This window comes from Acetobacter fabarum (genome assembly GCF_029069195.1).
Classification (GTDB): domain Bacteria; phylum Pseudomonadota; class Alphaproteobacteria; order Acetobacterales; family Acetobacteraceae; genus Acetobacter; species Acetobacter fabarum_A.
On record NZ_JARDYK010000002.1, the window covers coordinates 130901 to 154045 of the forward strand.

A 23145-nucleotide genomic window follows, 5' to 3' on the forward strand; every position below is an offset into this window, starting at 1 on the left:
GGTGGTGCTGCTTGTCATTTTTTAGAGTCCAGCAGGCTGGCGGCAGCAGCGCGGGCTGCATCGGTAATTGTATCTCCTGCCAGCATGCGTGCGATTTCTTCCCTGCGTTCGGTTTCTGCCAGAGCTATGGCGTGGGTTGCGGTTTGGCCGTTACGGGTCTGTTTGCCAATACGTAAATGCGCATCCGCACTGGCTGCGACCTGCGGGCTGTGGGTAACGGCCAGAACCTGCACATTCAGTGCCAGACGGTGCAGGCGTTCACCAATGGCGGCTGCGGTTGCACCACCGACACCGGCATCAATTTCGTCAAAAATAAGTGTGCCAATGCCTGACTGTCCGGCCAGAACCAGCTTGAGCGCCAGCATCAGGCGGGACAGTTCGCCCCCTGATGCCACCTTGGCAATGGGGCCGGGAGGCTGGCCGGGGTTGGCAGCAATAAGGAACGTGACCTGTTCCATGCCGTAACGGCTCCACTGCTCGGGGGAGAGGGGCTGCAGTTCGGCCAGAAAACGGGCTTTCTCCAGTTTAATGGGTTTGAGCTCGGCTGTTACGGCCTGTTCCATTTTTTTGGCAGCAAGGGCGCGGGCATCAGTCAGGGCGTGTGCCGCCTCCATATAGGCCAGGCGGGAGTCTTCCGTGGCTTTACGCAGGCTTTCCAATTCGGTGGCGCCATTGTCCAGCGCATGGATGCGCGCAGTTAATTGCGCCAGCAGAGCTGCCAGTTCATCCACTGGCACATTGTGCTTGCGTGCAACGGTACGCAGGGTGAACAGCCTTTCTTCCGTCTCTTCCAGTTCCCGTGGGTTGGCCTCTGTATCCGCCATAAGGCGGGAAAGTAGGCTCTCGGCTTCGGCAAGAGCGTTTTCTGCGTTTTCCAGTGCGCTCAGGGCTTCGGCGATGCGGCCTGCCAACCCATCGGTTTCAGGCGGCATGTTGTCTGATGTGGTGGATGGAACCAGACGCAAAAGGGCGCGGTTGGCAGCGCGCAGGGCAGCGGCCGGTCCGCTGGAGCGGCGGTCACGCGGGGTCAGCTCGGACAGGGCGGCTGCCACGGCCTCGCCCCGGCGTTCGGCCTGCTGGAGCGCGTGGCGTTGTTGTGCCAGTTGGCTTTCTTCCCCCGGCTGGGGAGCCAGAGTGGAGAGTTCGCTCACCGTATGGCGCAGCCATTCTTCCTCACGGGCGGCGTCTTCAAGAGCCTGTTGCGCGCTGGCAAGGCTCTGCCGCAGGTCCTGCCAGTGGGTAAAAGCCTGTGCCACTTTTTTAAGGAGGGAAGGTTTGATGCCATAGGCATCGAGCAGACCACGATGGGTGGAAGCGTCCGCCAGCCCCATCTGCTCATGCTGGCCCTGAATTTCTATCAGGGCGGAAGCAGTTTTGCGCAGCAGGGTCAGGCCCACGGGCTGGTCGTTGATCCATGCGCGTGACCGCCCCTCGCGCGAGATAACCCGGCGGAGCACAAGGGGTTCGCCCTTGTCGGCCGGAATACCCTGTTCTTCCAGATGGGTGTAGACCGTATGGCTCGCCGGGGTTTCAAAGCAGGCGGTTACGCGGGCTTCTTCCGCACCGGAGCGAACCAGACCCGCATTGGCGCGCTCGCCCATGGCAAGGCCCAGACTATCCAGCAGGATGGATTTACCAGCCCCGGTCTCCCCCGTTAAGGCGGTAAAACCGGGATGGAGAGCAAGGTCCAGTGCCTCGATCAGCACGACGTCTCTGATGGAAAGATGTGTCAGCATGGCGACATCCGGCTTCTAGGTTCACACCTGAAATGACTGGAGTCTGCGGAACAGACTAAACAAATATGCCTGCCCCCGCCTGAGCCTGAAACAGGCATACCTTGCTGCGGACAGGAAAGGCGAGTCCTGTATGTTCCTGTTGTGTTCTTAATTCAAGAGTGAAAGTGAAAAAGCCGTATTACTTTTTGGTGGCTGCCGCCGGGGCCGGTTGCGTCTTGGCTGATGGTGTGGGGGAATTTGCAGCCGGTGCGGTTGTGGCGGACTGCTGCATGGCTGCCGGGGTTGCCATACGTTCATCCCGTGTATCCGATGCCTGCATTTTGAGCAGGTCCGGTTTGACAGGGGTGGTAACCGCAGTGCCCGGAGGCGGCAGCTTGCCATCGAGCAGGTGGTAGCTCTTCAGTTTGTTGTACGCGTAATGGTACCACTGGCTGCCGGGATAGTTGTAGCCTAGGACAATGGCGGATTTGCGGGCCTGATCGGTCAACCCAAGGTCCAGATACACTTCCATCATTCGTTCGAGTGCTTCGGGTACATGGTTGGTGGTCTGGAAGTCCTGCACAACGCGCTGGTAGCGGTTAATCGCACCTTCATAATTGCGTTCGCGCTGGTAATAACGGCCAACCAGCATTTCCTTGCCCGCCAGATGGTCTCGGCACAGGTCGATTTTAAGCTGGGCGTCCCGGGCGTATTTGCTTTGGGGGAAGCGGGTGACCACTTCTTCCAGAGCGTCCATGGCTTCTGCCGTGCCCTGCTGGTCACGCTGTACATCTGCAATCTGCTCATAAAAACAGAGCGAGCGCAGATAATAGGCATAGGCGGAATCGGTGCTGGTGGGGTGCAGGCTGATAAAACGGTTCAACTGCTGCACGGCTTCGGGGTATTTTCCTTTAAGGTAGTAGGAATACCCTTCCATCAACTGCGAATTGGGGATGTAGCCCGAATAGGGGTAGTTCTGCTGGAGTGTTTCAAACTCGGCGGCAGCCAGTTCGTACCTGCGGGTGCGCAGGGCATCGATGCCGTTGTTGTAGAGCGTCTCTGGTGCTGCAATTCTGGGCGCGATTGGCCCTTTTTTGCTACCGGTCAAAAGACTGCACCCCGTAAGCCCGGTCAGCACCAGAGCTGAGAGCACGAACGGCAGACGACGACGGACTGACTGTGTTTTTATAGAAATATCAAACATACCGGCTCTTCAGATCGAGACAAAATCTTATAGCATGTCAGCGGGTCAAGAAAAGCAAAGAAACGCCGATTATTGAAAGCGCCGTGCAAAAAGCTGGTCAGGCCGCAGCAGATGTGGAGCGCAGGTCCGTGGTGTCCTGCCATGCAGTGCTCTGGGCAAACAGGGTTTTGAGCAGCATGTTGTTCAGCGTATGGCCGGAGCGGTTGCCCCGGAAGCTGGCGTTGAGCACACAGCCAGCCAGATACAGGTCGCCCACCGCATCCATGACCTTGTGGCGAATGAACTCGTCCGGGCAGCGCAGGCCCGCCGGATTGAGCACAACGTCATTATCCACAACAATGGCATTGTCCAAAGAGCCGCCCAGTGCCAGCCCGGCCTGATGCAGAGCTTCAATTTCCTGCCGCATGGCAAAAGTGCGGTTGCGCGCCAGTTCGTTGCGGAAGGAGGAGGGGGTCAGGTCCAGAGCATAGCTTTGTGCGCCAATGGCGCGGGCAGGAAAATCAATGCTCATGGACAGATGCGGGTTTGGGCTGCTGTGGGGGAGCAGTTCCACCCAGGCATTCTGGTGTTCGACCCGAACGGGCTGGAGCACCTGTACGACCTTGCGTGGCAGGTCCTGCGTTTTGCGTCCGGCACAGTCGAGCAGGAAGACAAAATCGGTGGCAGAGCCGTCAAACACCGGGGTTTCCGGTCCATCAACCAGAACGAGTGCGTTGTCTATGGCGCATCCGCAAAAGGCGGACATCAGATGCTCAACGGTCGCGACCCGGTTTTCGGGGCGTGCTTTTTCTCCCAGCACGGTGCTCAGATGCGTTTCCACCACATAGTCATAGCGTGCGGGCAGGGGGGCTGCCTGTGGCAGATCGGTCCGCTGGAACATGATGCCGTGCCCTGCGGGAGCAGGAGCAAGGGTCATGTTAATGGAGCGGCCCGTATGCAGGCCAATACCCACGGCAGAAATGGCGTGGTGCAGCGTGTGCTGGGCTGGTGCGGTTTTCTGGCGTATCTGTCGCATGGTGGTGGGGAAAACCTCCACAGATTTGGAACATGGGGTAAACTCCCCAGGCAGATTATCCATGATCCTGATCGCCCCGTGTTAGTGTGGAAAGTTACGTTACACCAACGCTAGGGCCTGTTTGGGGCAGATGCGAGTCAATGATTATTGCCATCTGTTTCATCCCCCGCCATGTGGCGCGTATGGGCCGGGCAGAGGATGACCCGCAAAAATTAGCGGCGCAGAAAAGTTGGGATTTCCAGCCCGTTATCGCCTTCACCATGGCGTGGAGCACCCTGCTCGGCCTGGCTGATGGTGGGGTGAGACTGCGCTACAGGCTCCTCCCGTGTTTCGGGCGTGGTTGCACGGCGGAATGCGCCGGTTACACGGCCAAACAGGCTGCGTGCATTGGGGTCCTGTACAGGATAGGCCGAAGGGCGTGGCGGCTCGCTGAACAGATTGGCATGTTTGGATGCCGCTGGTGCGGGGGCTGGTGCCGGTGCTGGCGGGCGGGGTTGCGCCGCCGCTGCCGCAACCTGACCGGGAACCGTGTGCGCCGGGGGGGCCGCATGGCCGGGTTGAGGTGCATAGGCCTGCTGCACGGGAATGTTCTGTTCGGCCACAGGCGCCTGCGGCTGTGCGGGCGGTGGGGCGGTGGGCTGTGCTGCGGGAGCTGCGTAGGTCTGTTCTGGCTGGGATTCGGCTTCCACTGCCATCAGATGCGGGCGTTCCACGCCGTTTGCGGGGACATCAATGCCGGTTGCGACAACGGATACACGGATGCGGCCACTCATTTTTTCTTCAATGACCGTGCCGAAGATCATGTTGGCGTCTTCAGGCACTTCGCGGCAGATGCGGTTGAAGGCTTCTTCCGCTTCAAAGAAGGTCATGTCTTCACCACCGGTTACATTGACCAGCAGGCCTTTGGCGGTGGCCATGCAGGTGTCTTCCAGCAGCGGGTTGGAAATGGCGGCTTCGGCTGCTTCCACTGCGCGGTTTTCACCTTCAGCTTCGCCCGTGCCCATCATGGCCTTGCCCATTTCCGCCATGACGCTGCGGATATCGGCAAAGTCGAGGTTGACGTAACCACGTTCCATCATCAGGTCGGTAACGCCGCGCACACCCATGTTCAAAACTTCGTCAGCCAGCTTGTAGGCTTCACGCAGGGTGGTGCGTTCGTTGGCAATACGGAAGAGATTCTGGTTGGGGATGACAATCAGCGTATCAACATACTGCTGAAGTTCCTGAATACCTTCATCCGCCACGCGTGCGCGGCGCTTGCCTTCGTAGGCGAAGGGTTTGCTGACCACGCCAATGGTCAGAATGTTCCGCTCACGCGCCATGCGGGCAATAACCGGAGCTGCCCCCGTACCCGTGCCCCCACCCATGCCGGTGGTGATGAACACCATATGTGCGCCGTCCAGATAGCGGGCAATTTCGTCCGAGGCTTCTTCTGCTGCGGCGCGGCCTACTTCGGGTTTGGCACCAGCGCCAAGGCCATGGGTCAGATGCGGGCCAAGCTGGATGCGGCTGTCGGCCAGGCTTTTGGCCAGACTTTGCGCATCGGTGTTGGCCACGACAAACTCCACGCCCTGAAGATTGGAGGCGATCATGTTGTCAACCGCGTTCGTTCCGCCACCGCCAACACCTATAACGGTGATTCTGGGCGAAAAATCAGCATGAGTCTGGGGTGGAACGGTTAGGTTGAGTGTCATGTGTCTCTCCCAGACGACTGCGGGTTAACAGGGGCGTTGCAGATAAGATTGCGAATAGTTTACCAACTTTTCGAGGGGCAAATCAAACCCTCTCACGAATAAAAGCAACCAGTTTTTGTAAAAAACCAGTTGGTGCGGCTTCGCGGAATTCGACATCACTGAACGGACGCTCCGCACTGGCTGCCCAGAACAGCAGGCCCGCTGCCGTGGCAAAGCCTGCCGCGGCTGCCGTATCTTCTGGCAGACCGGCAATGTTCTTGGGCCTGCCCAGACGGACCGAGCGGGTAAAACCGGGCCCCGAATGGCGGCCTACACTAACCGGAACCCCCAGAATACGCTCGGCCAGCGGGCGGATTCCATCCAGCAGGGAACCACCCCCGGTCAGTACGATGCGACCACTGGCGGCCATGCCAAGGCCTGCGCCATCCAGTTTTTCGCGCACCAGTTCCAGCGTTTCCTCCATGCGGGGGCGGATGATGCGGCCAAGCTGGGCGCGGGATATCTGCTCAAAATGGGGTACGTCATTGCCCAGCAGTTCCACGGTCAGGATTTCGTCCTCCACATCGGAGGACAGGTCGGCGCTGCCATAAACGGTTTTCAGGCGCTCGGCATTGTCGAGCGATGTACCAAGTCCGCGGGCTATGTCACGCGTGACATGCAGCCCACCAACCCCGATCTGGGCGGTGTGCAGGATCTGGCCTTCACCAAACACCGCGAACGATGTGGTGCCCCCGCCCATGTCCACAACTGTTGTGCCAAGGTCACGCTCATCCCTGTCCAGCACGGACAGGCCGGAAGCCAGAGGGGAGGATACAAGAGCTTCCATGCGCAGTTCGGCACGGCTCAGCACGGTTTCAAGGTTCAGCAGGGCGGTGGTGGCGGCATCAATAATATGCAGGCGGGCCTTAAGCGTTTCGCACAGATGCCCTCGTGGGTCGGACACGCCTTCTGTATCATCCACCGTAAAATCTATGGGCAGGGTATGAATGACCTCGCGCCCCTGCACGGTGGCCTGTACGCGTCCCTCCGTAACCACACGGCGGATATCCGCCTCGGTCACCACCCGCCCGCCAATGGGCCAGCGCACATTGAACAGGCGGCTGGCCGGATGCCCGCAGGACAGGTTGACCACCACCTTGTCTATGGTGCGCTCGGCCATGTTTTCGGCCTGCGCCACGGTTGCGCGTATGGCGGCTTCGGCCTCCTGCAGTTCGGTAATGGCGCCATTGCGCACACCAGCGGAGCGACGCCAGCCAAAGCCTGCTACGCGCAGCATGCCGTTGGGTTCTCCCTTGCCGATCAGGCAGGTAATTTTGGTCGAGCCAATATCCAGCACGGCACTGTAGCCGTTGCGCCATGTGTGCGGGCGTTTGTTGCGCTCACTGGGCGGGAGCGGGAGGGACGTCTCTCCCCCGCTCATGCGTAGCGTGGGGCTGGCTGAGGTATGGGTCCGTTTTTTGTGCAGCCGGTCCGCCAGACTCAGTACGGAGGAAGCAGGGGAGTGTGCGGTGTCATTCATCTCGGCTTTCCTCCGTGGGGGGCTGGGTATGGTGGGGAGTGTGCGGGCTGCCTTTTGCACCATCCCCCGCCTGCGCAGGAGGGGTGGGGGGTGGTTCGGGCGGGCGTTCCCTTATGGTCAGCCGGTCGGGCAGGCGCATGTCGATCAGTTCGACGGGGCGGTTAAGCAGCTGTGTTGTGGCGTTGATTCTGGCCAGCCGGTGAATGGCCGGGGCTTCCTCCCCTTCGGGCAGGAGCACGGTGGCACCATCTTTCAGGCTCAGGTTCCAGCGGCGGTCGCTCACACGTACAGCGGCTGTTACGTGGGATTTTACGTCCGGTTCCTGTGCCAGCACGTCTATCAGGGCGGCAGCGTTTTCGTTCGCGCCGTCGCCTACAACTAACGGCAGTTTGGCAAAGGCGGTGGCGTCTTTGTCGTTTGCACCCTGATCGGGCACCCGCTGCCCCTGTCGGTCGATCAGAATAAAATGGCCCTGATGCTGCCACACCGCATAGGGGGGGCGCTCGGTAATATGTACGTCAATCTCGCCAGACAGGTGACGCTCAACGCTGACATGGTCAATAAACGGCAGGGCTGTCAGGTTCTCACGCGCGCGGGTGACGTTGAAGTTGAGAACAGGGTCGCCCACGGCAATGTTCAGGGCCGTGTGAATGGCTGCATCACTCGTCAGGCTGGCCCCTTCAATCCGGATGCTGGTCACGCGCAGGGTGGAGGTGCCCAGTATTTTGTCCCGCAGGGGGGCAATCTGCTTTTCCAGGGTCGGAAGAGGTACCGCCAGATAAACCGTTGCCCCGGCCCCGGCCAGCAGCATAATCCCGATAACGGACCGCAGCAGACGTTTCTGGCGCTTGAGGAATAATCCCGTGCGGGAGGGGCGGCTGGCGGGGCGCTTCATTGGCGGCAGGTGGCCTGTTCGACAAGCCAGTGGCACAATGCGGGGTAGCTTATGCCGCAATAGGCAGCCTGTTCGGGCAGGAGCGATGTTGCGGTCATGCCCGGCTGGGTGTTGACTTCCAGCAGGATCAGGCGCGGGTTGGCCGGGTCTGTGTCATCCAGCCGGAAATCCGAGCGCGATGCTCCGGCGCATCCCAGCGTTTTGTGGGCCGCCACGGCCACGTCCAGCGCATGTTGCGCCACATCGGGGGCAATGCGGGCGGGCAGTTCATGCCGCGAGCCGCCGGTGTTGTATTTGGCGTCGTAATCGTAAAAATCGTGCCCATTACCTGTGGGGGTAATGTCTGTCACGGTCAGGGCGCGTTCACCCATGACGCCCACGGTAATTTCGCGCCCGGGGATAAATTCCTCTACCAGCGCCTGCGGGCCAAACGTCCAGTCCCGTACAATGCATTCGCGCACATTGGCGCCAGGCCGCACGATGGATACACCAACGGACGAGCCCTCGCTAACGGGTTTAACCACGTAGGGGGCTGGCAGGGGGTCGCCCAGGGCAAGTTCGGTAATGTCAATCACCCGGCCTTCGGCCACGGGCAGGCCCGCAGAAACAAAAGCGGCGCGGGCTGCGGCCTTGTTCATGGCAGTGGCGGAAGCCCGCACGCCAGAATGTGTATAGGCCAGACCCATCCAGTCCAGAATGCCCTGAATGCAGCCATCCTCGCCAAAGCGGCCATGGAGTGCGTTAAATACGACATCGGGCTTCTGCGCGCCCAGCCCGGCAACCAGTGCGCCCAGATCAGCCCCTGCATCAAGCGTGCTGACCGTATGGCCCAGACTGCGCAGCGCCTCGGCCACACCCTGCCCGGAAGACAGGCTGACCGTCCGTTCGGAGGATATGCCGCCCATGAGTACGGTAATCCGTTTGGAGGTGCTCATGCGCGGGCTCCCTGTGTGCGGCCAAGACGTTTGATTTCCCAGTGCAGTTGCACGCCCGAATGCTGGGCAACGCGCTGGCGCACCGTATCCCCCAGTGCTTCGAGGTCATGGGCGGTGGCATGGCCGAGGTTGATCAGGAAGTTGCAGTGCTTTTCGCTGACCTGAGCATCACCCAGACGTAGGCCACGGCAGCCCGCCTGATCAATCAGCTCCCACGCCTTGCGGGCGGACACCTCGGGTTCGGGGTTGCGGAAGGTGGAGCCACCCGTGCGTGCGCGCACAGGCTGGGACTGCTCTCGCGCGGTGCGGATATCGGCAATGCGCGCGGCTATGTCCGCCGGGTTGGCGGGTGTGCCCCGCAGGCGCGCACGGACGACCATGGCCCCTTCGGGCAGGCCGGAGCGGCGGTAGCCAAAGCGCAGGGCGGCGTTGCCAAGATGGACCATATTGCCATCACGGGTCACGATTTCCGCCCAGTCCAGCACGCTGGCAATGTCCGCTCCATAGGCTCCGGCGTTCATACGCACGGCACCACCAATGGAGCCGGGAATACCTGCCAGAAACTCCAGCCCCGCAAGCCCGGCCTGTGCGGCGTGTTCGGCCACTGTTGCATCCAGGCATGCGCTCCCTACCACAAGCCCGTCCGCTTCCGCTGCAATATCGGCAAAACCACGGGCCATGCGCACTACAATACCGTCCAGCCCGCCATCGCGGATGATCACATTGGAGCAGGCTCCAAGGGCAATAACGGGCAGTTCGGGGGAAAGGCGCTGGAGCATGCCTGCCAGATCATCCGCATCCCTGGGCTGGAACAGCCATTCCGCCGGACCACCCACGCGGAACCACGTCCGCGCCCCCAATGGGGCCTGTGCGGTTACGCGTCCACGCGTGCCGGTAAAGGCGTGGCGGACCATATCTTCCAGCGTGGTTGCAGGCGTGCCGTTCATGCCGCACTTCCACCTTTCTGTTCAGCTTGCAAAGCGGCAAGCTGGGCGGGCAGGGCCTGCGCCCAGTTGGTGATGGTGCCCGCACCCAGACACACAACATAATCCCCCGGTCTGGCAATGGCGTTGATCATTTCCGCCAGATGTTCAGGGCTGGAAAGCGGGACAACGGAGCGGTGCCCGCGTTCGCGCAGTCCTTCTATTAGCCTGTCGCGGCTGGCCTCGGGCAGGGGGTCTTCGCCTGCGGCGTATACGTCGGAGACAATAACCGTGTCCGCATCGTTCATGCAGGTGCAGAAATCCGCAAACAGGGTTTTCAGGCGGGAATAGCGGTGCGGCTGCATGACCGCAATAACCCGGCTGGCCCCGGCCTGACGGGCGGCCTTGAGAACGGCGGCAATCTCCACCGGGTGGTGTCCGTAATCATCAATCACGGTAATACCGCCAGCTTCCCCCGTGCGGGTAAAGCGGCGCTTGACCCCACGGAAGCTGGCCAGTCCGGAGCGGATAACATCGTCACTGATGTCCATCTCGGTGGCAACAGCAATGGCGGCAAGGGAGTTCTGCACATTGTGGGCACCCAGCATGGGCAGGCGGAAAGGCCCGGCCTTGCGGGTGCGGCGGGTAACGCGGTCTGTCAGCGTTACTTCAAACGTGGCTCCCAGCTTGTCGGTAATCACCTTTTCGGCCCGCACATCCGCCTGTGGCGAGAAGCCATAGGTGACAATCCGGTGGTCAGACAGGCGCGGGATCATCTGCTGTACGGCGGGGTGGTCTATGCAAAGCACTGCAAAACCATAGAACGGCACGTTGGAAACAAACTGGTCGTATGCGGCTTCCATGGCCTCGGCTGAACCCCAGTGGTCCAGATGTTCGGGGTCCATGTTGGTCACGACCGAAATAACGGAGGGCAGGCGCAGGAACGAGCCATCGCTCTCATCGGCTTCCACCACCATCCAGTCGCCCTTGCCCATACGGGTGTTGGTGCCATAAGCCTCGATAATGCCGCCGTTGATTACGGTGGGGTCCAGTCTGGCGGCTTCCAGCACGGCAGCGACAAGGCTGGTGGTGGTGGTTTTGCCATGTGTGCCGCCAATGGCTACGGACCAGCGCAGGCGCATGAGTTCGGCCAGCATTTCCGCCCGGCGGACAACAGGGATCAGCTTGGCGCGGGCCGCGACGACCTCGGGGTTGTCACGCTTGACCGCGGTGGAGATGACCACAACCTGCGCATTGCCCAGATTGGCGGCGTCATGCCCGATAGTGATCGGAATACCCGCAGCCCGCAGGCGTTTGACATTGGCGTTTTCTGCTATGTCCGAGCCCTGTACGGAGTAACCCAGCAGGCACAGAACCTCTGCAATGCCGGACATGCCAATGCCGCCAATGCCGACAAAATGGATGGTTCCGATGGAAAGGGGCAGGGCTCTCATGTGCGTGTCTCCGTCTCGTGTGAGGGCGGATGGGCGGGTGAAGGAGAAAGTTGGAGGCATTCTTCTACTATATCAGCCAGACGGAGGGCAGCGTCCGGGCGGGCCAGTGTAGCGGCGGCAGCGGCGGCATGGGCCAGATCGTCCGGAGCGGTGAAAAGGTCTTGCAGGCGTGCTGCAAGTGTTTGTGCGGTAAAGTCTGGCTGGCGGATCATCCAGCCTGCGCCTGCGTCCGTTATGGCGCGGGCGTTTTCGGTCTGCTCATCGGAGGCGGCAATAGGCAGGGGGACCATCAGCGCCGGGCGACCCGCGGTGGTAATTTCCGCCACCGAGGAACCGCCCGCCCGTCCGATGACCAGATGGGCTGTGCGCAAAATGTCGGGTACATCGTTCAAAAACGCTTCCACGCGGGCCTGTACGCCAATATCGGCATAGGCTTTACGCACGCTGTCCACGTCATCCGCGCGGGCCTGCTGGGTAATGTGGAGACGTGCACGCAGGGCTGCGGGCAGGCGGGCAATGGCTGCGGGCACCACCTGTGAAAAAATGCGCGCTCCCAAAGAGCCACCCCAGACCAGCAGATTGATCGTCTCGCGCGGGGTGGGCCATGCTTCCCCCGCCAGTGCGGCAATGCCGGGGCGTACGGGCATGCCGGTCAGTACGGTTCTGGCCCCCATGGGCAGTTTGGCCACGGTGGGGAAGGAGGTGGCAATCACATCGGCAAAGCGGGAGAGCACGGCATTGGCCTTGCCCAGAACGGCATTCCCTTCATGAATGATCAGGGCAGGGTGCCTGCGCCCCAGAAGCCGCGCCCCCAGCAGGGGCGGGATGGAGGGGTAGCCGCCAAAACCAATGACTGCATCAGGCTGAAGAGTGTGCAGGATGCCCCGCGCCTTCCATGCGCTGGCCAGCAGCGTAACCCCCGCGCGCAGGGCACGTATGGGGCCACGCCCGGCCACACCCGCGCCACGCAGCACAAACTGCGGTGCATTGGCAAATACGCCGCTGGTGCGTTTGCCTGCGCGTGCATCGGTCATCAGCACAATGTGGTGGCCACGGGCAACCAGTGCCTCGGCCAGTGCTTCGGCGGGGAAAAAATGACCGCCAGTGCCCCCGGCCGCGATCACAAGAGTTTGTGGCTTCATGCTGAGCGCCATTGTCTGAGAGTGGAGATAAAGCCATTACCGGGGCGCAGGCCCCCCGGTTGCTGTCGGGTCAGGGCCAGCACCATGCCAATAGCCAGAGCAACAGACATGGCCGAAGACCCCCCATAGGAAATGAATGGCAGCGTCATGCCCTTGGTGGGGATAAGATGCAAGGTGGAAGCCATGTTTACAAACGCCTGAAGGCCAAAACCCGTCAGTAGTCCGGTGGTGGCGATAACCACAAACGGGTCATCCTCGCGGATCAGGCGCAGCAGGGTCCGCACCACAATGGCGGCAAAAACACAAATGATCAGCAGGCAGATTACCAGCCCGTATTCCTCCCCCGCCACGGCAAACACAAAGTCCGCATGGGCGTCGGGCAGCAGGTCCTTTACCCGGCCTTCGCCCGGCCCACGGCCCATAAGCCCGCCGTTGCCAAAGGCGCGCAGGGCTGTATCAATCTGGTAATGGTCGCCCACATTGGGGTGCAGGAACCGCTCTACGCGGGAGCGCACATGCGGGAAAATAAAAAACGCGGCAATGCCTGCGGCAATCATGCAGGCAAAACCAAAGCCGACAAAAATCAGGTTCAGCCCGTCCACAAACAGTTGGACCAGAAAAACGGCGCTAATAACCGTAAGCATGCCAATGTCGGGCTGGGACTTGAGCAGCAGCAGGATAAGCCCATACAGCCCGAACGCGATGAGCATCCCCGGAAAATAGCGCGAAATACGGCGCTCGGTCAGCAGCCAGCCCGTCACCACGGCAAAGCAGGGCTTGAGAAATTCCGATGGCTGGAGGGACATGAGCGGCAGCGCAATCCAGCGTCTTGCCCCCTTGATCTCGATCCCGTGGACCAGCGTCAGCATGGTCGCGCCCAGCATGAGTATCCCCCCGAGCACAGAGAGCCGCAGCACCGTACGGCGCGAGAGCATGGAAACCCCGGTAACGATAACCCCCGCCACGCTGAGGAACATGACCTGCTTGAAAATGAACATGTTGCGTGAGGCGCCAATGCGCACCGCAACCGCCGGACTGGCCGCAAGCATGAGAATGTAGCCAAAGCCGATGAGAATGAAGGTGCAGACCAGCGTTGTCCGGTCCACATTCCGCCACCAGCGGCCAAAAGACGAATCATCAATGCGGGAATAACCGGCCATGCTTGTCCTACTGCCCCGTTGTGCTCATCTGCTGCCTGCGTACAGCGTGGGCCAAAGCCTGAAAATGCTGCCCGCGCGCCTCAAACCCGGCATACTGGTCAAAGCTCGCACAGGCAGGTGAGAGCAGGATAACCGGCGTATGGGTCTGTTGTGCAAGACTGTAGGCCTGAGGGACCGCTTTTTCCAGTGTGTCCACCACGGTGTGGGGCACGTTGTGGCGCGTAAGGGTTGCTGCCAGTTCCACGGCATCCCGCCCGATCAGGAAGGCATGCTCGATACGGCCAAAATAAGGGTTCAGGCTTTCTATTCCGCCTTCCTTGGCCATGCCACCGGCAATCCATACCAGCCGGTCGTAGCACCCCAATGCGCGGGAGGTGGCATCGGCGTTGGTGGCCTTGCTGTCGTCTATGAAGGTGATGTTGTTACAGGTTTCAACCAGCATCTGCCTGTGTGGCAGACCAGCAAAGGAGGCAATGGCCTGTGCCGCCACGGTATTCGCTACGCCCAGAAAGCGGGCCATGGCCAGTGCGGCGGCTGCATTCTGGGCATTATGTGCACCCGGCAGAGCGGGGGGGAGTGCGGCCTGTGCTGCGTTATTGTGCCAGATCGCGCCATTCTGGCCGTAATAGCTGGCGGCGGGGCTGGTGCCGGATACGGTTATGCATGGTGTGGCTGACAGGGCCAGATGCGCGGCAATGCGGGTGCAGTCAGCATCATCAATGCCGATAACGGCAATATCGCGCGCCGTCTGGCCAGCGAATACGCGCTGCTTGGCCTGTGCATACCCCGCCATGCCTGCGTGGCGGTCCAGATGGTCGGGGGTGAGGTTGAGCAGGCAGGCGGCATCAAAGTGCAGGGTGTCCAGCCGTTCCAGCATGTAGGACGACATTTCCAGCACATATACGCCATGATCGGGGAGCAGGGGCAGGGCCAGTGCTGCGGGGCCAAGGTTACCACCTGCCGCAACCGGCACACCGGCCTGTTCCAGAATATGGGCCAGCAGGGTGGTGGTGGTGGATTTGCCGTTGGTGCCGGTAATGCCCGCAAAACGTGCCTTGCCGCCAGTGGCGCGGACTGCACGGTAAAGCAGTTCCGCATCGGACAGAATGGGCACCCCCGCGGCAATAGCCAGTGCGGCGACCGGGTGCACACGCGGCAGGTGGTGCGGAATGCCGGGGGAAAGAACAAGCCCGTCAAACCCCGCCAGATCATCCAGCGGGGCGCAGGTGACACGGGCGGCCTGTTCGGGGGGCATCAGGGCCAGTGCTTCGGTCAGGCCGTGGCGCCCGGTCTTTGCGTCATCCCATGCCTGAACATGCGCGCCACATGCGGCCAGTGTCTGTACGGCAGGCAGACCATTGCGGCCAAGGCCCAGCACGGCAAAACGTTTCACGGCAAACACAGTGGGGGGGAAAGTGCTCATCGCAGTTTAAGCGTGGCCAGACCACACATGCCCAGCACGATGGAAACAATCCAGAACCGGATGACAATCTTGGGTTCAGCCCAGCCCTTTTTTTCAAAGTGGTGGTGGATGGGCGCCATAAGAAACACACGGCGGCCCGTGCGTTTGTACCAGAACACCTGAATAATGACCGAGAGTGTTTCCACCACAAACAGGCCACCTACAATGCACAGCACCAGTTCGTGCTTGATGGCAACGGCCAGCGAGCCAAGTGCCCCCCCAAGGGAGAGTGAGCCCGTATCCCCCATGAACACGGCGGCAGGGGGCGCGTTAAACCACAAAAAACCAAGCCCGGCCCCAACAAGGGCTGCGCAGAATACTGCCAGTTCTCCCGTGCCGGGCACGGCATGAACCTGTAGGTAGTCTGCAAAAACATGGTTGCCCACCACATAGGACAGAATGGCAAACACCAGTGCCGCCACCACCACGGGGCCAATGGCCAGCCCGTCCAGCCCGTCTGTAAAATTGACCGCATTGCCAAAGCCGGTAATCACGATCATGGCGAATACGGGGTATAGCAGGCCAAGGGGGAGCAGCAGTTCCTTGGCAAAGGGGAACGCCAGATGGTTGGCCAGTTCAGGTGGCATCAGATACTGCATCCACCCCCCGCATATCAGTGATATGGCAAATTCCGAGCCAAGGCGCGCGCGCTTGGAAAGCCCATCCGTGTTGCGCCGTGCCAGTTTGCGGTAATCATCGGCAAAACCGATCAGGCCAAAGCCCAGGGTTGTCAGCAGCACGGCCCATACAAACCCGTTTTCCAGATTACCCCAGAGCAGCGTGGCCACTGTGAGAGCGATCAGAATGAGCACGCCCCCCATTGTGGGGGTTCCGGCTTTTTCAATAAGATGCCGTTCAGGCCCGACCGCGCGGATGGGTTGCCCGTAACGCTGGATGCGGCGCAGCATGGTAATGAGCGGCCTGCCCAGAAGCAGGCTGATCCCCAGTGCGGTCATGAAGGCGCAGCCCGCCCGGAAGGAAATATAGCGCAGCAGGTTGAGTAGTGTGATGTGCCCGTCATGCACCGCGTGAGAGACCAGTAGATACAACATTCAGGTGGGCTCCACGGTGCCAAGGGTTTCAAGGGCTGTAATCACATCCCGCATGCGACTGCCCAGACTGCCTTTGACCAGCACTGCATCTCCCCCGCGCAGGGCTGCGCAGGCGAGGGGGGCAAGGGTGGCGGCGTTATTTGCCCATGCGCCCTGTCTGGCGGGGGGCAGGGCGTCGAAGAGGGTTTTCATGTAAGGTCCGCAGCAAAAAACAAGATCGGCCGAGGCGGCAGCCGCTGGAGCAAGGGCTGCGTGTTCAGTCGTGGAGAATGTTCCCAGTTCGCGCATATCGCCCAGAATGGCAATGCGGCGGCTGGCGGGCAGGTGGTGCAGCACGTCCAGAGCCGCGCGGATGGAAGCGGAGGAGGCGTTGTAGCTCTCATCCAGCAAGGTTATGGCTCCGCCTGCAATGTGGCTGAGTGCTCCCCGCCCCTTGCCAGGGGCAAAGCCTTGCAGGGCTGTGGCTGCTGTAGGCAGGTCGGCCCCAAGGGCCGCACAGGCGGTTAGTGCAGCCAGTGCATTGCGGGCCAGATGCAGGCCGGGTGCTGGCACATGCACCGCTATTTCTACCCCTGCGATAGTGGCGGTAAACCGGGTGCCGTCGGCCCCGGTGCGTATATTGCCCATATGCGTGGTGCTGTTTGGGTTCGTGCCTGTGCGCCACAGGGTTGCGTGGGCCTGTTGCGCGGCCTGAGCAAAAAAAGATGCACCGTGCGCATCGTCTGGCACCACTGCCACGCCATGGGCTGGCAGGGTGGTGATGATGGAGGCTTTTTCCGCAGCAATGGCGTCCAGGCTTCCCATATGCCCCAGATGGGCGGAGCCTATGGTGGTAATGATCGCTACATCAGGGCGGACCATGCGGGCAAGGGGCAGGATCTCGCCGGGGTGGTTCATGCCGATTTCACTAATGCAGAAGGCTGCATCACGCGGCAGGCGGGCAAGGGTGAGGGGCACGCCCCAATGGTTGTTATAGGAGGCTTCGGCCGCATGGGTCCGGCCGTTGGCGCTCAGGCACAGGCGCAGCATGTCCTTGGTGGTGGTTTTGCCAACGCTGCCGGTAACAGCCACCACCTTGCCGGCAAACCGTGCACGGGCGGCTTGGGCAAGCTGTTGCAGGCCCAGCATTGTATCGGTCACCACCAGCACGCGCGGGTCGGCTGGCCCGTTTGTGGCATGCACCATGGCGCAGGCCGCCCCCTTGTCCAGTGCGGCCTGAACATGGGCGTGACCATCACTTGTATCCCCCTTGAGGGCAATAAACAGATCACCGGGGGCAAGGGTGCGCGTGTCGATGGAAATGCCGGTTATGACCTGACTGCTCAGGTTTATGGCAGAGGCTTCAGGTTTTGTGTCCGTGGATGTGGAGGAGCCTGCGGAGGGCAGAAAATATCCCCCCGTTGCCTGTTCCAGTTCCGTGCGTGTCCACAAGGCGGTCATGGCTGCCCCACTACGGCGCGAATGACTGCTGCATCATCAAACGGTAGCACGGTTGTGCCTATAATCTGCCCCTGCTCATGGCCTTTGCCTGCCACCACCAGTACATCCTTTGCTTCAAGCATGGACAGCGCCTCTGTTATGGCCTGCCTGCGATCCCCGATTTCCAGCGCATCGGGCGCACCTGCGCGGACCTCTGCACGGATTTGTGCGGGGTCTTCCGAGCGGGGGTTATCGTCTGTGATTATGGCAATATCAGCGCCATGTGCAGCGGCCTGAGCCATAAGGGGGCGTTTGCCCTTATCGCGGTCCCCTCCTGCGCCAAATACCACCACCAGCCGCCCGCGCGCATGTGGCCGCAGGGAGGACAGCAGGCGGGCCAGTGCATCTGGCGTGTGGGCATAGTCCACATATGCACTGGCGCCATTGGGTAATACGGCTGCCCGCTCCATGCGCCCGCGTACCCCGACCAGAGCGGGCAGCAGGTCCAGTGCTGCGGGTAAGGCGGCATCGTCCTGCACAGCCAGAGCCAGAGCCAGCAAAGCGTTATCGACCTGAAAACGACCGGGTAGGGGGAGCATGACGGTTTTGACCAGACCGTTGCAGTCTAGGCGCAGTTCCTGCCCGGCGGGTACGGCGTGGCAGCCCAGCAGGCGCAGGGTTGTGCCGTTGGTACCGGTCAGGCGCAGGCGCAGGTTGCGGTTTTTGGCAATGGTATGCAGTGCATCAAGGGTTGTGGCATCCATGTCCGCATTGGCGGCGGCAATACCCCCCTGAGGCAGCAGGGTGTCAAACAGCCGCAGCTTGGCCGTGCGGTAGGCCACCATGGTGCCATGGTAGTCCAGATGGTCACGGGTGAGATTGGTAAATCCGGCGGCTTGCAGGTGCAGCCCGTCCAGCCGCCCCTGCTCCAGCCCGTGGGATGATGCTTCCAGTGCCGCGTAATGCACGCCAGCACGCTCCAGCGCGGCCAGCCCGTTGGCCAGTGCCACGGGGTCCGGCGTTGTCAGGGAGGGGAATGTGACCCCCGTACCTTCGGCCCCGGTTAGCCCTAATGTGCCAATGCCTGCCGCCCTGTGGCCCTGTAATGCCCATATCTGGCGCAGGAAGTCGGTTGTGCTGGTTTTGCCGTTTGTGCCGGTGACCGCAACCAGATGTGCCGGTTGCGGGCCAGCCAGCATGGCAGCCCACAAAGCCAGCACATGGCGGGGGTCGGGACAGGTAACAAATGGCCGTTCAGGCACATCCTGCGGCCATGATGTGCCAGTTGGGGCCAGAATGGCTGCCGCCCCCTGTTGTACTGCCGTGGCAATATAGGTGCGGCCATCAGCCCGGGTGCCGGGGAGGGCGGCAAAGACAACGCCCGGCCCCACCTGCCTGCTATCGGCCGTAATGGCGTGAACATGTGGGTCGGTAGTGGCGGCGTTCAGGCTGAGGGCGCGCAGCAGGGTGGAGAGGTGTATACTCATTCGTCCATGTTTTCCCCTGCTGTTTTTTTGCGGATTGCCAGAGTATGTGCGGCAGTCGTGCGCGCCAGTTTTTCTGCCTGCCGGGTGGCGCGGTGTTCGGCCTCAAGCTTGCGTGGGTCTCCGGGATCGTTCCCCGGGCCTAACGGGCGGACGCCCCGTGGCACTGCCGGATGCATGGGAATGGCAAGCTGGGCGTCAATCTGGGGGGCGTGTTCCACATCGGGGAAAATCTGCAACATCGGGCCAATGCGTGAGATCACGCGGGAGACTGTGGGGGCCGCATTCCAGCCTGCCGTTGTCCAGCCGTGGGTCTGGGGTGTGGGCTGTGGGCTGTCCAGCATGACATACACGGCGTAGCGTGGTGCGTTCATGGGGAAAATACTGGTAAAGGCGGAAATGTTGACGTGCTTGAGGTAGCCGCCATGCGGGCCGATTTTTTCTGCCGTGCCGGTTTTCCCACCTACAAAATACCCGGGAGACTCAGCCGTTCGGCCGGTGCCCTGCGTGACGTCCAGCCGGAGCAGCCTGCGCAGCAGGGCCGAGTTGCTTTCGGAGAGAACGCGCACTCCTTGCGGAATCACCGGGGCTTCGGGCAGGGGTGCGCCGGTCCCTGCTGGCATGGCGGGTAGTGTCTGCCGCAGGGCAGCACTTTGCACACCCTGCTGGAACTCCTCTGCGGGGGTGGCAAGGGCGTCTGGCGCGGGTGGGTCGGGGTCTTCCTGGGCCAGGAGGGTGGGGGTAACCAGAATGCCACCGTTAACCGTGGCCGCAGTGCCGCGTACAATAGCCAGCGGAGGTTCGGCCACACCATGCCCGAACCCTACGGTCATGGTTGTGGCAAGGCCCCACTGGCGGGGTACCAGCGGGCGGGCGGCTTCGGGCAGTTCTACTGGCACAGGGGCAAAAAAGCCCATGTTACGCAGCCAATCCGCCTGCCGCTTGCCCCCTACATCAAGTGCGATATGCGCTGCGGCAGGGTTGGAGGAATAGGCCATGACTTCGGGCAGGGACAACCACGGGGCAAAATGGTCGTTCTTCATGTCCCGGATGGTAAAGCGTCCGATCTTGAGCGGGATGGAGGAAAAACTGTCCCATATATGAATGGTGCCTGTTTCCAGCCCCATGGCGGTGGTTTGCAGTTTGAAGGTGGAGCCCGGTTCGTACAGCCCGGTCACTGCGCGGTTGAACCGTTCATCGTTTGTGGCGTGGGAAAATGCGTTGGCGTCAAAATCGGGCAGGCTGACCATGGCGATAATTTCGCCCGTGCGCACGTCCATGACAATGCCGCATGCGCCAATGGCCTGGAATGTATCCTTGGCGGCGGCTACCTCCTCACGCACGGCGGACTGCACGCGAATGTCCAGCGAGAGTCGCAGCGGCTTGCGGTCCACCAGCAGACGTTTGTTAAAAAAGCGCTCCACACCGGCAATACCGTTATCGTCAATATCCACAGCCCCCATAATCTGGGCGGCCATGTGGCCAAGTGGGTAGTGCCGCTGTTCCCCCGGTTCAAAATAAATGCCGGGAATGCCCAGATTATTAATGGCCAGTTCCTGCTGCGGCGTAATATTGCGCGCGATGTACACAAACTGCTTGTGTCGTGCCAGACGTTCGGCGGTTTCGGGCTCGTTCAGGTCACGCAGTACGGATTTGAGCTTGTGAGCAACGTCAACCGGGTCGATCAGCTCCTGCGGGTTGGCGTAAACCTGTGCGACCGGCAGGGAAAGGGCGAGGGTCTGCCCGTTGCGGTCTACAATGGAGGCCCGGTGGACCTGCGGCAGGGCATAGTCCCCCGCCAGACTGCCCTTGGGGTCTATTTTGGGTATTTTGGGCACCTGCGGCGCAATCTGGCGCTGTTCTGGCACCATGGGGTGCAACACCGTAGCGATTGTCAGCTTGATGGCAACGCAGGTAAACAGTGCGCAAAATCCGGCGGACACCCACAGCAGCCGCACATGCATCTTTTCCCTGTGCGCGCGGGCGCGCAGGTCATCCCCCGTTACACCGATTGTGCGCGTGGTTTCGGAATCATGGCGTGGGGAGACGACCATATTGTATCAGGAGGACTTTCAGCCAAAACAATCAATTGGTTACAGGAACGGGGGCGGGCAGGGCATCGCTACCGCGACTCAGCAGGGACCCGTTCGTATAACCGGAAGTCGCGCGGGCTTCCATATAACCCTCGGTCATGGGCGCTCGATGTGTGCGAACAGGGTGCCAGCTTGCGGCGGCCACAGGCAGGGGATGACGTACGGGTGTTATGTCATCGCTGTTCTGGGTCAGACGGCGTGGGGCCATGGCTTCCGCCCTGCTGGCAGCGGCCAGCGTTGCATGTCGGGAGGGGGAGGTATCCGTATCATCCGCGCTGGCTGTGGCAATGTTCTGGCGCAGGCTGGGCCGGGGGGCATCGGCCACCTGCACGGGCTGACGGCGGGGTGCAATGGCTGTGCGGGCAGCGGGTGCGTCATGCTGGGCAACCGGGGGCGGCAGCGGTGCTGGCGCAACCAGAACATGCGGGGCCTGTGCCGTGCTTTCCATGGCTACAACGACCGGGCGTGGGCGTATGGCGCGCACAGGCTGCGGGCGTTGGGGCGTTGGGGCTGCCTCGGCTACAGCCAGAGTGTGTTCACGTTCAGGCTGCGGCGGGGGCAGGTGCGTGGTGGTGGTGGTGGCAACCGCCACGGGGGCTGCGGGCGGGGTTGCGGGTTTGGCCGCCTGAGCGGGTACGCTGGTCTGGGCCACGGCCACGGGTTCGTGGACCACATCGGGCAGGTGCTGCGCAAGGTCTGCCATGCGCACGAACTGGGTTGGGTTCATGGACTGCAGGTAAGCTGCATGTTTGGTGGCCAGAGCCGCCAGCCGCTCTGGCTGGTTTTCCAGTGCCCATTCTGTACGCAGCATGGCAGTCTGCCCGCGTACGTGCTCGGTTTCGCTGACAATGGCGGAAATCTGCTGGTCCAGCAGGGTTGTCTGGTGCTTCTTTGTATAAAGGAAGAACCCCGATGCAATCGCCAGAACAGCGCAGCAACATGTGAATGGGCGGGGGATCATGCACTCAATCCTTTAGTCAAAGAAGCGGACGGAGAAGGGCGTTTCATCATGGCGCGCAGGCGGGCGCTGCGGGCGCGGGGGTTGGCCCGGCATTCGGCATCGCTCGGGCGAATGGCTTTGCTGGTCAGGCCCACAAAGGCAGCCGGGGCGGCCGGAGCAAGCGATGCACGCGGGTCATGGCGGGAAAAGCTGATATCCTTGCCCAAAGCGCGCTGTATGGCGCGCTTGACCAGCCGGTCTTCCAGCGAATGGAAGGAGACAACAACAAGCCGACCGCCATCGTTCAGCAGGGTCAGGGCCTGTTCCAGCCCACGTTCGATCTCGCCCAGCTCATCATTTACGGCAATGCGCAGGCCCTGAAAGCTGCGGGTTGCGGAGTCAATGCCCGAGCGGTCCTGTGGCACCACGCTCCGGATGATCTCGGCTAATTGCAGTGTGGTGTGGAGCGGGGTTTCCGTCCGTGCGGCCACAACAGCACGGGCCACACGGCGGGCGTGGCGTTCTTCCCCGTAAAAATGGAAAATATCGGCCAGTTCGGCTTCGGGTGCGGTGTTGATGATGTCGGCCGCGCTGCGGCCCTGCCTGGCCATGCGCATGTCCAGTGGTCCATCAAACCGGAAAGAGAAGCCACGCTCGGCTTCATCAATCTGGAAGGAGGACACGCCAAGGTCCATGACAATGCCATCCAGGCGGGGGGCATTGGTCTGTGCCGCCAGTTCGGCCATGTGGCCAAAACTGCCTGCCAGCATATGCAGGCGGGAGCGACCTTCCACTTTTTCCATCTCGGCGCACAGCACCAGCCCGCGGGCAATGGCGTCCGGGTCGCGGTCTATGGCCCAGACGTTGCATTCCGCCGTGTTCAAAATGGCGCAGCTATAGCTGCCACCGCCAAAGGTGCAGTCCAGAATGGCCTCACCACGGGTGGGGGCCAGATAGTGCAGCACCTCATCAAGCATGACCGGCACATGCCCGCTGCCGGGTGGCTTGATGGAGGAGGGAAGTGGGAGCGCGTTCATGG

General features: G+C 61.5%; 18 protein-coding genes. All 18 read right to left on the reverse strand.

Features of this window, described 5'->3' with window-relative positions; translation table 11 throughout:
* Positions 1-14 precede the first annotated feature (14 nt).
* Positions 15-1736: a DNA repair protein RecN gene (gene recN, locus PY793_RS03815; RefSeq protein ID WP_275176790.1), complete on the reverse strand. Its 1722-nt coding sequence runs from the start codon at positions 1734-1736 to the stop codon at positions 15-17.
* Between the two features lie 178 nt (positions 1737-1914).
* Positions 1915-2919 carry an outer membrane protein assembly factor BamD gene (locus PY793_RS03820; RefSeq protein WP_275176791.1) on the reverse strand — a complete coding sequence of 335 codons (1005 nt, stop codon included), beginning with the start codon at positions 2917-2919 and terminating at the stop codon, positions 1915-1917.
* Positions 2920-3016: 97 nt separating this feature from the next.
* On the reverse strand, positions 3017-3997 hold the full coding sequence (gene lpxC / locus PY793_RS03825; protein ID WP_275176792.1) for a UDP-3-O-acyl-N-acetylglucosamine deacetylase: 981 nt from the start codon (positions 3995-3997) through the stop codon (positions 3017-3019).
* 149 nt (positions 3998-4146) lie between these two features.
* Positions 4147-5628 carry a cell division protein FtsZ gene (ftsZ, locus tag PY793_RS03830; RefSeq protein ID WP_275176793.1) on the reverse strand — a complete coding sequence of 494 codons (1482 nt, stop codon included), beginning with the start codon at positions 5626-5628 and terminating at the stop codon, positions 4147-4149.
* 82 nt (positions 5629-5710) lie between these two features.
* Positions 5711-7147, reverse strand: a complete 1437-nt coding sequence (gene ftsA / locus PY793_RS03835; protein WP_275176794.1) for a cell division protein FtsA — start codon at positions 7145-7147, stop codon at positions 5711-5713.
* Entirely contained in the window at positions 7140-8042 is a 903-nt protein-coding gene (locus PY793_RS03840) for a cell division protein FtsQ/DivIB (protein WP_275176795.1), read from the reverse strand. Before PY793_RS03840 ends, ftsA begins: the two co-directional genes overlap by 8 nt.
* Entirely contained in the window at positions 8039-8977 is a 939-nt protein-coding gene (locus tag PY793_RS03845) for a D-alanine--D-alanine ligase (protein ID WP_275176797.1), read from the reverse strand. Before PY793_RS03845 ends, PY793_RS03840 begins: the two co-directional genes overlap by 4 nt.
* Positions 8974-9924: a UDP-N-acetylmuramate dehydrogenase gene (gene murB / locus PY793_RS03850; protein ID WP_275176798.1), complete on the reverse strand. Its 951-nt coding sequence runs from the start codon at positions 9922-9924 to the stop codon at positions 8974-8976. Before murB ends, PY793_RS03845 begins: the two co-directional genes overlap by 4 nt.
* Entirely contained in the window at positions 9921-11354 is a 1434-nt protein-coding gene (gene murC / locus PY793_RS03855) for a UDP-N-acetylmuramate--L-alanine ligase (protein WP_275176800.1), read from the reverse strand. The genes murB and murC overlap by 4 nt, the downstream gene beginning before the upstream one ends.
* Positions 11351-12496, reverse strand: coding sequence for an undecaprenyldiphospho-muramoylpentapeptide beta-N-acetylglucosaminyltransferase (gene murG / locus PY793_RS03860; protein WP_275176801.1), 1146 nt, complete (start codon positions 12494-12496; stop codon positions 11351-11353). Before murG ends, murC begins: the two co-directional genes overlap by 4 nt.
* Positions 12493-13656 (reverse strand): FtsW/RodA/SpoVE family cell cycle protein, encoded by a 1164-nt coding sequence (locus PY793_RS03865; protein ID WP_275176802.1) that lies wholly within the window; start codon positions 13654-13656, stop codon positions 12493-12495. Before PY793_RS03865 ends, murG begins: the two co-directional genes overlap by 4 nt.
* Positions 13657-13663: 7 nt before the next feature.
* Positions 13664-15079, reverse strand: coding sequence for a UDP-N-acetylmuramoyl-L-alanine--D-glutamate ligase (gene murD / locus PY793_RS03870; protein WP_275176803.1), 1416 nt, complete (start codon positions 15077-15079; stop codon positions 13664-13666).
* Entirely contained in the window at positions 15076-16170 is a 1095-nt protein-coding gene (gene mraY / locus PY793_RS03875; RefSeq protein ID WP_275176804.1) for a phospho-N-acetylmuramoyl-pentapeptide-transferase, read from the reverse strand. The genes murD and mraY overlap by 4 nt, the downstream gene beginning before the upstream one ends.
* A complete protein-coding gene (locus tag PY793_RS03880) occupies positions 16171-17610 on the reverse strand; it encodes a UDP-N-acetylmuramoyl-tripeptide--D-alanyl-D-alanine ligase (RefSeq protein WP_275176805.1) in 1440 nt (479 codons plus the stop codon).
* Positions 17607-19076 (reverse strand): UDP-N-acetylmuramoyl-L-alanyl-D-glutamate--2,6-diaminopimelate ligase, encoded by a 1470-nt coding sequence (locus PY793_RS03885; protein ID WP_275176806.1) that lies wholly within the window; start codon positions 19074-19076, stop codon positions 17607-17609. The genes PY793_RS03880 and PY793_RS03885 overlap by 4 nt, the downstream gene beginning before the upstream one ends.
* Positions 19073-21127, reverse strand: a complete 2055-nt coding sequence (locus PY793_RS03890; RefSeq protein WP_275176807.1) for a peptidoglycan D,D-transpeptidase FtsI family protein — start codon at positions 21125-21127, stop codon at positions 19073-19075. The genes PY793_RS03885 and PY793_RS03890 overlap by 4 nt, the downstream gene beginning before the upstream one ends.
* Before the next feature lie 31 nt (positions 21128-21158).
* Positions 21159-22127, reverse strand: a complete 969-nt coding sequence (gene ftsL, locus PY793_RS03895; protein ID WP_275176808.1) for a cell division protein FtsL — start codon at positions 22125-22127, stop codon at positions 21159-21161.
* Positions 22124-23143, reverse strand: coding sequence for a 16S rRNA (cytosine(1402)-N(4))-methyltransferase RsmH (gene rsmH / locus PY793_RS03900; protein WP_275176809.1), 1020 nt, complete (start codon positions 23141-23143; stop codon positions 22124-22126). Before rsmH ends, ftsL begins: the two co-directional genes overlap by 4 nt.
* Positions 23144-23145: the final 2 nt, after the last annotated feature.

Coding starts and splice junctions, on each gene's coding strand:
- recN (WP_275176790.1), bottom strand. CDS start 1,736: ATGCTGACACATCTTTCCATCAGAGACGTCGTGCTGATCGAGGCACTG.
- PY793_RS03820 (WP_275176791.1), bottom strand. CDS start 2,919: ATGTTTGATATTTCTATAAAAACACAGTCAGTCCGTCGTCGTCTGCCG.
- lpxC (WP_275176792.1), bottom strand. CDS start 3,997: ATGGATAATCTGCCTGGGGAGTTTACCCCATGTTCCAAATCTGTGGAG.
- ftsZ (WP_275176793.1), bottom strand. CDS start 5,628: ATGACACTCAACCTAACCGTTCCACCCCAGACTCATGCTGATTTTTCG.
- ftsA (WP_275176794.1), bottom strand. CDS start 7,147: ATGAATGACACCGCACACTCCCCTGCTTCCTCCGTACTGAGTCTGGCG.
- PY793_RS03840 (WP_275176795.1), bottom strand. CDS start 8,042: ATGAAGCGCCCCGCCAGCCGCCCCTCCCGCACGGGATTATTCCTCAAG.
- PY793_RS03845 (WP_275176797.1), bottom strand. CDS start 8,977: ATGAGCACCTCCAAACGGATTACCGTACTCATGGGCGGCATATCCTCC.
- murB (WP_275176798.1), bottom strand. CDS start 9,924: ATGAACGGCACGCCTGCAACCACGCTGGAAGATATGGTCCGCCACGCC.
- murC (WP_275176800.1), bottom strand. CDS start 11,354: ATGAGAGCCCTGCCCCTTTCCATCGGAACCATCCATTTTGTCGGCATT.
- murG (WP_275176801.1), bottom strand. CDS start 12,496: ATGAAGCCACAAACTCTTGTGATCGCGGCCGGGGGCACTGGCGGTCAT.
- PY793_RS03865 (WP_275176802.1), bottom strand. CDS start 13,656: ATGGCCGGTTATTCCCGCATTGATGATTCGTCTTTTGGCCGCTGGTGG.
- murD (WP_275176803.1), bottom strand. CDS start 15,079: ATGAGCACTTTCCCCCCCACTGTGTTTGCCGTGAAACGTTTTGCCGTG.
- mraY (WP_275176804.1), bottom strand. CDS start 16,170: ATGTTGTATCTACTGGTCTCTCACGCGGTGCATGACGGGCACATCACA.
- PY793_RS03880 (WP_275176805.1), bottom strand. CDS start 17,610: ATGACCGCCTTGTGGACACGCACGGAACTGGAACAGGCAACGGGGGGA.
- PY793_RS03885 (WP_275176806.1), bottom strand. CDS start 19,076: ATGAGTATACACCTCTCCACCCTGCTGCGCGCCCTCAGCCTGAACGCC.
- PY793_RS03890 (WP_275176807.1), bottom strand. CDS start 21,127: ATGGTCGTCTCCCCACGCCATGATTCCGAAACCACGCGCACAATCGGT.
- ftsL (WP_275176808.1), bottom strand. CDS start 22,127: ATGATCCCCCGCCCATTCACATGTTGCTGCGCTGTTCTGGCGATTGCA.
- rsmH (WP_275176809.1), bottom strand. CDS start 23,143: ATGAACGCGCTCCCACTTCCCTCCTCCATCAAGCCACCCGGCAGCGGG.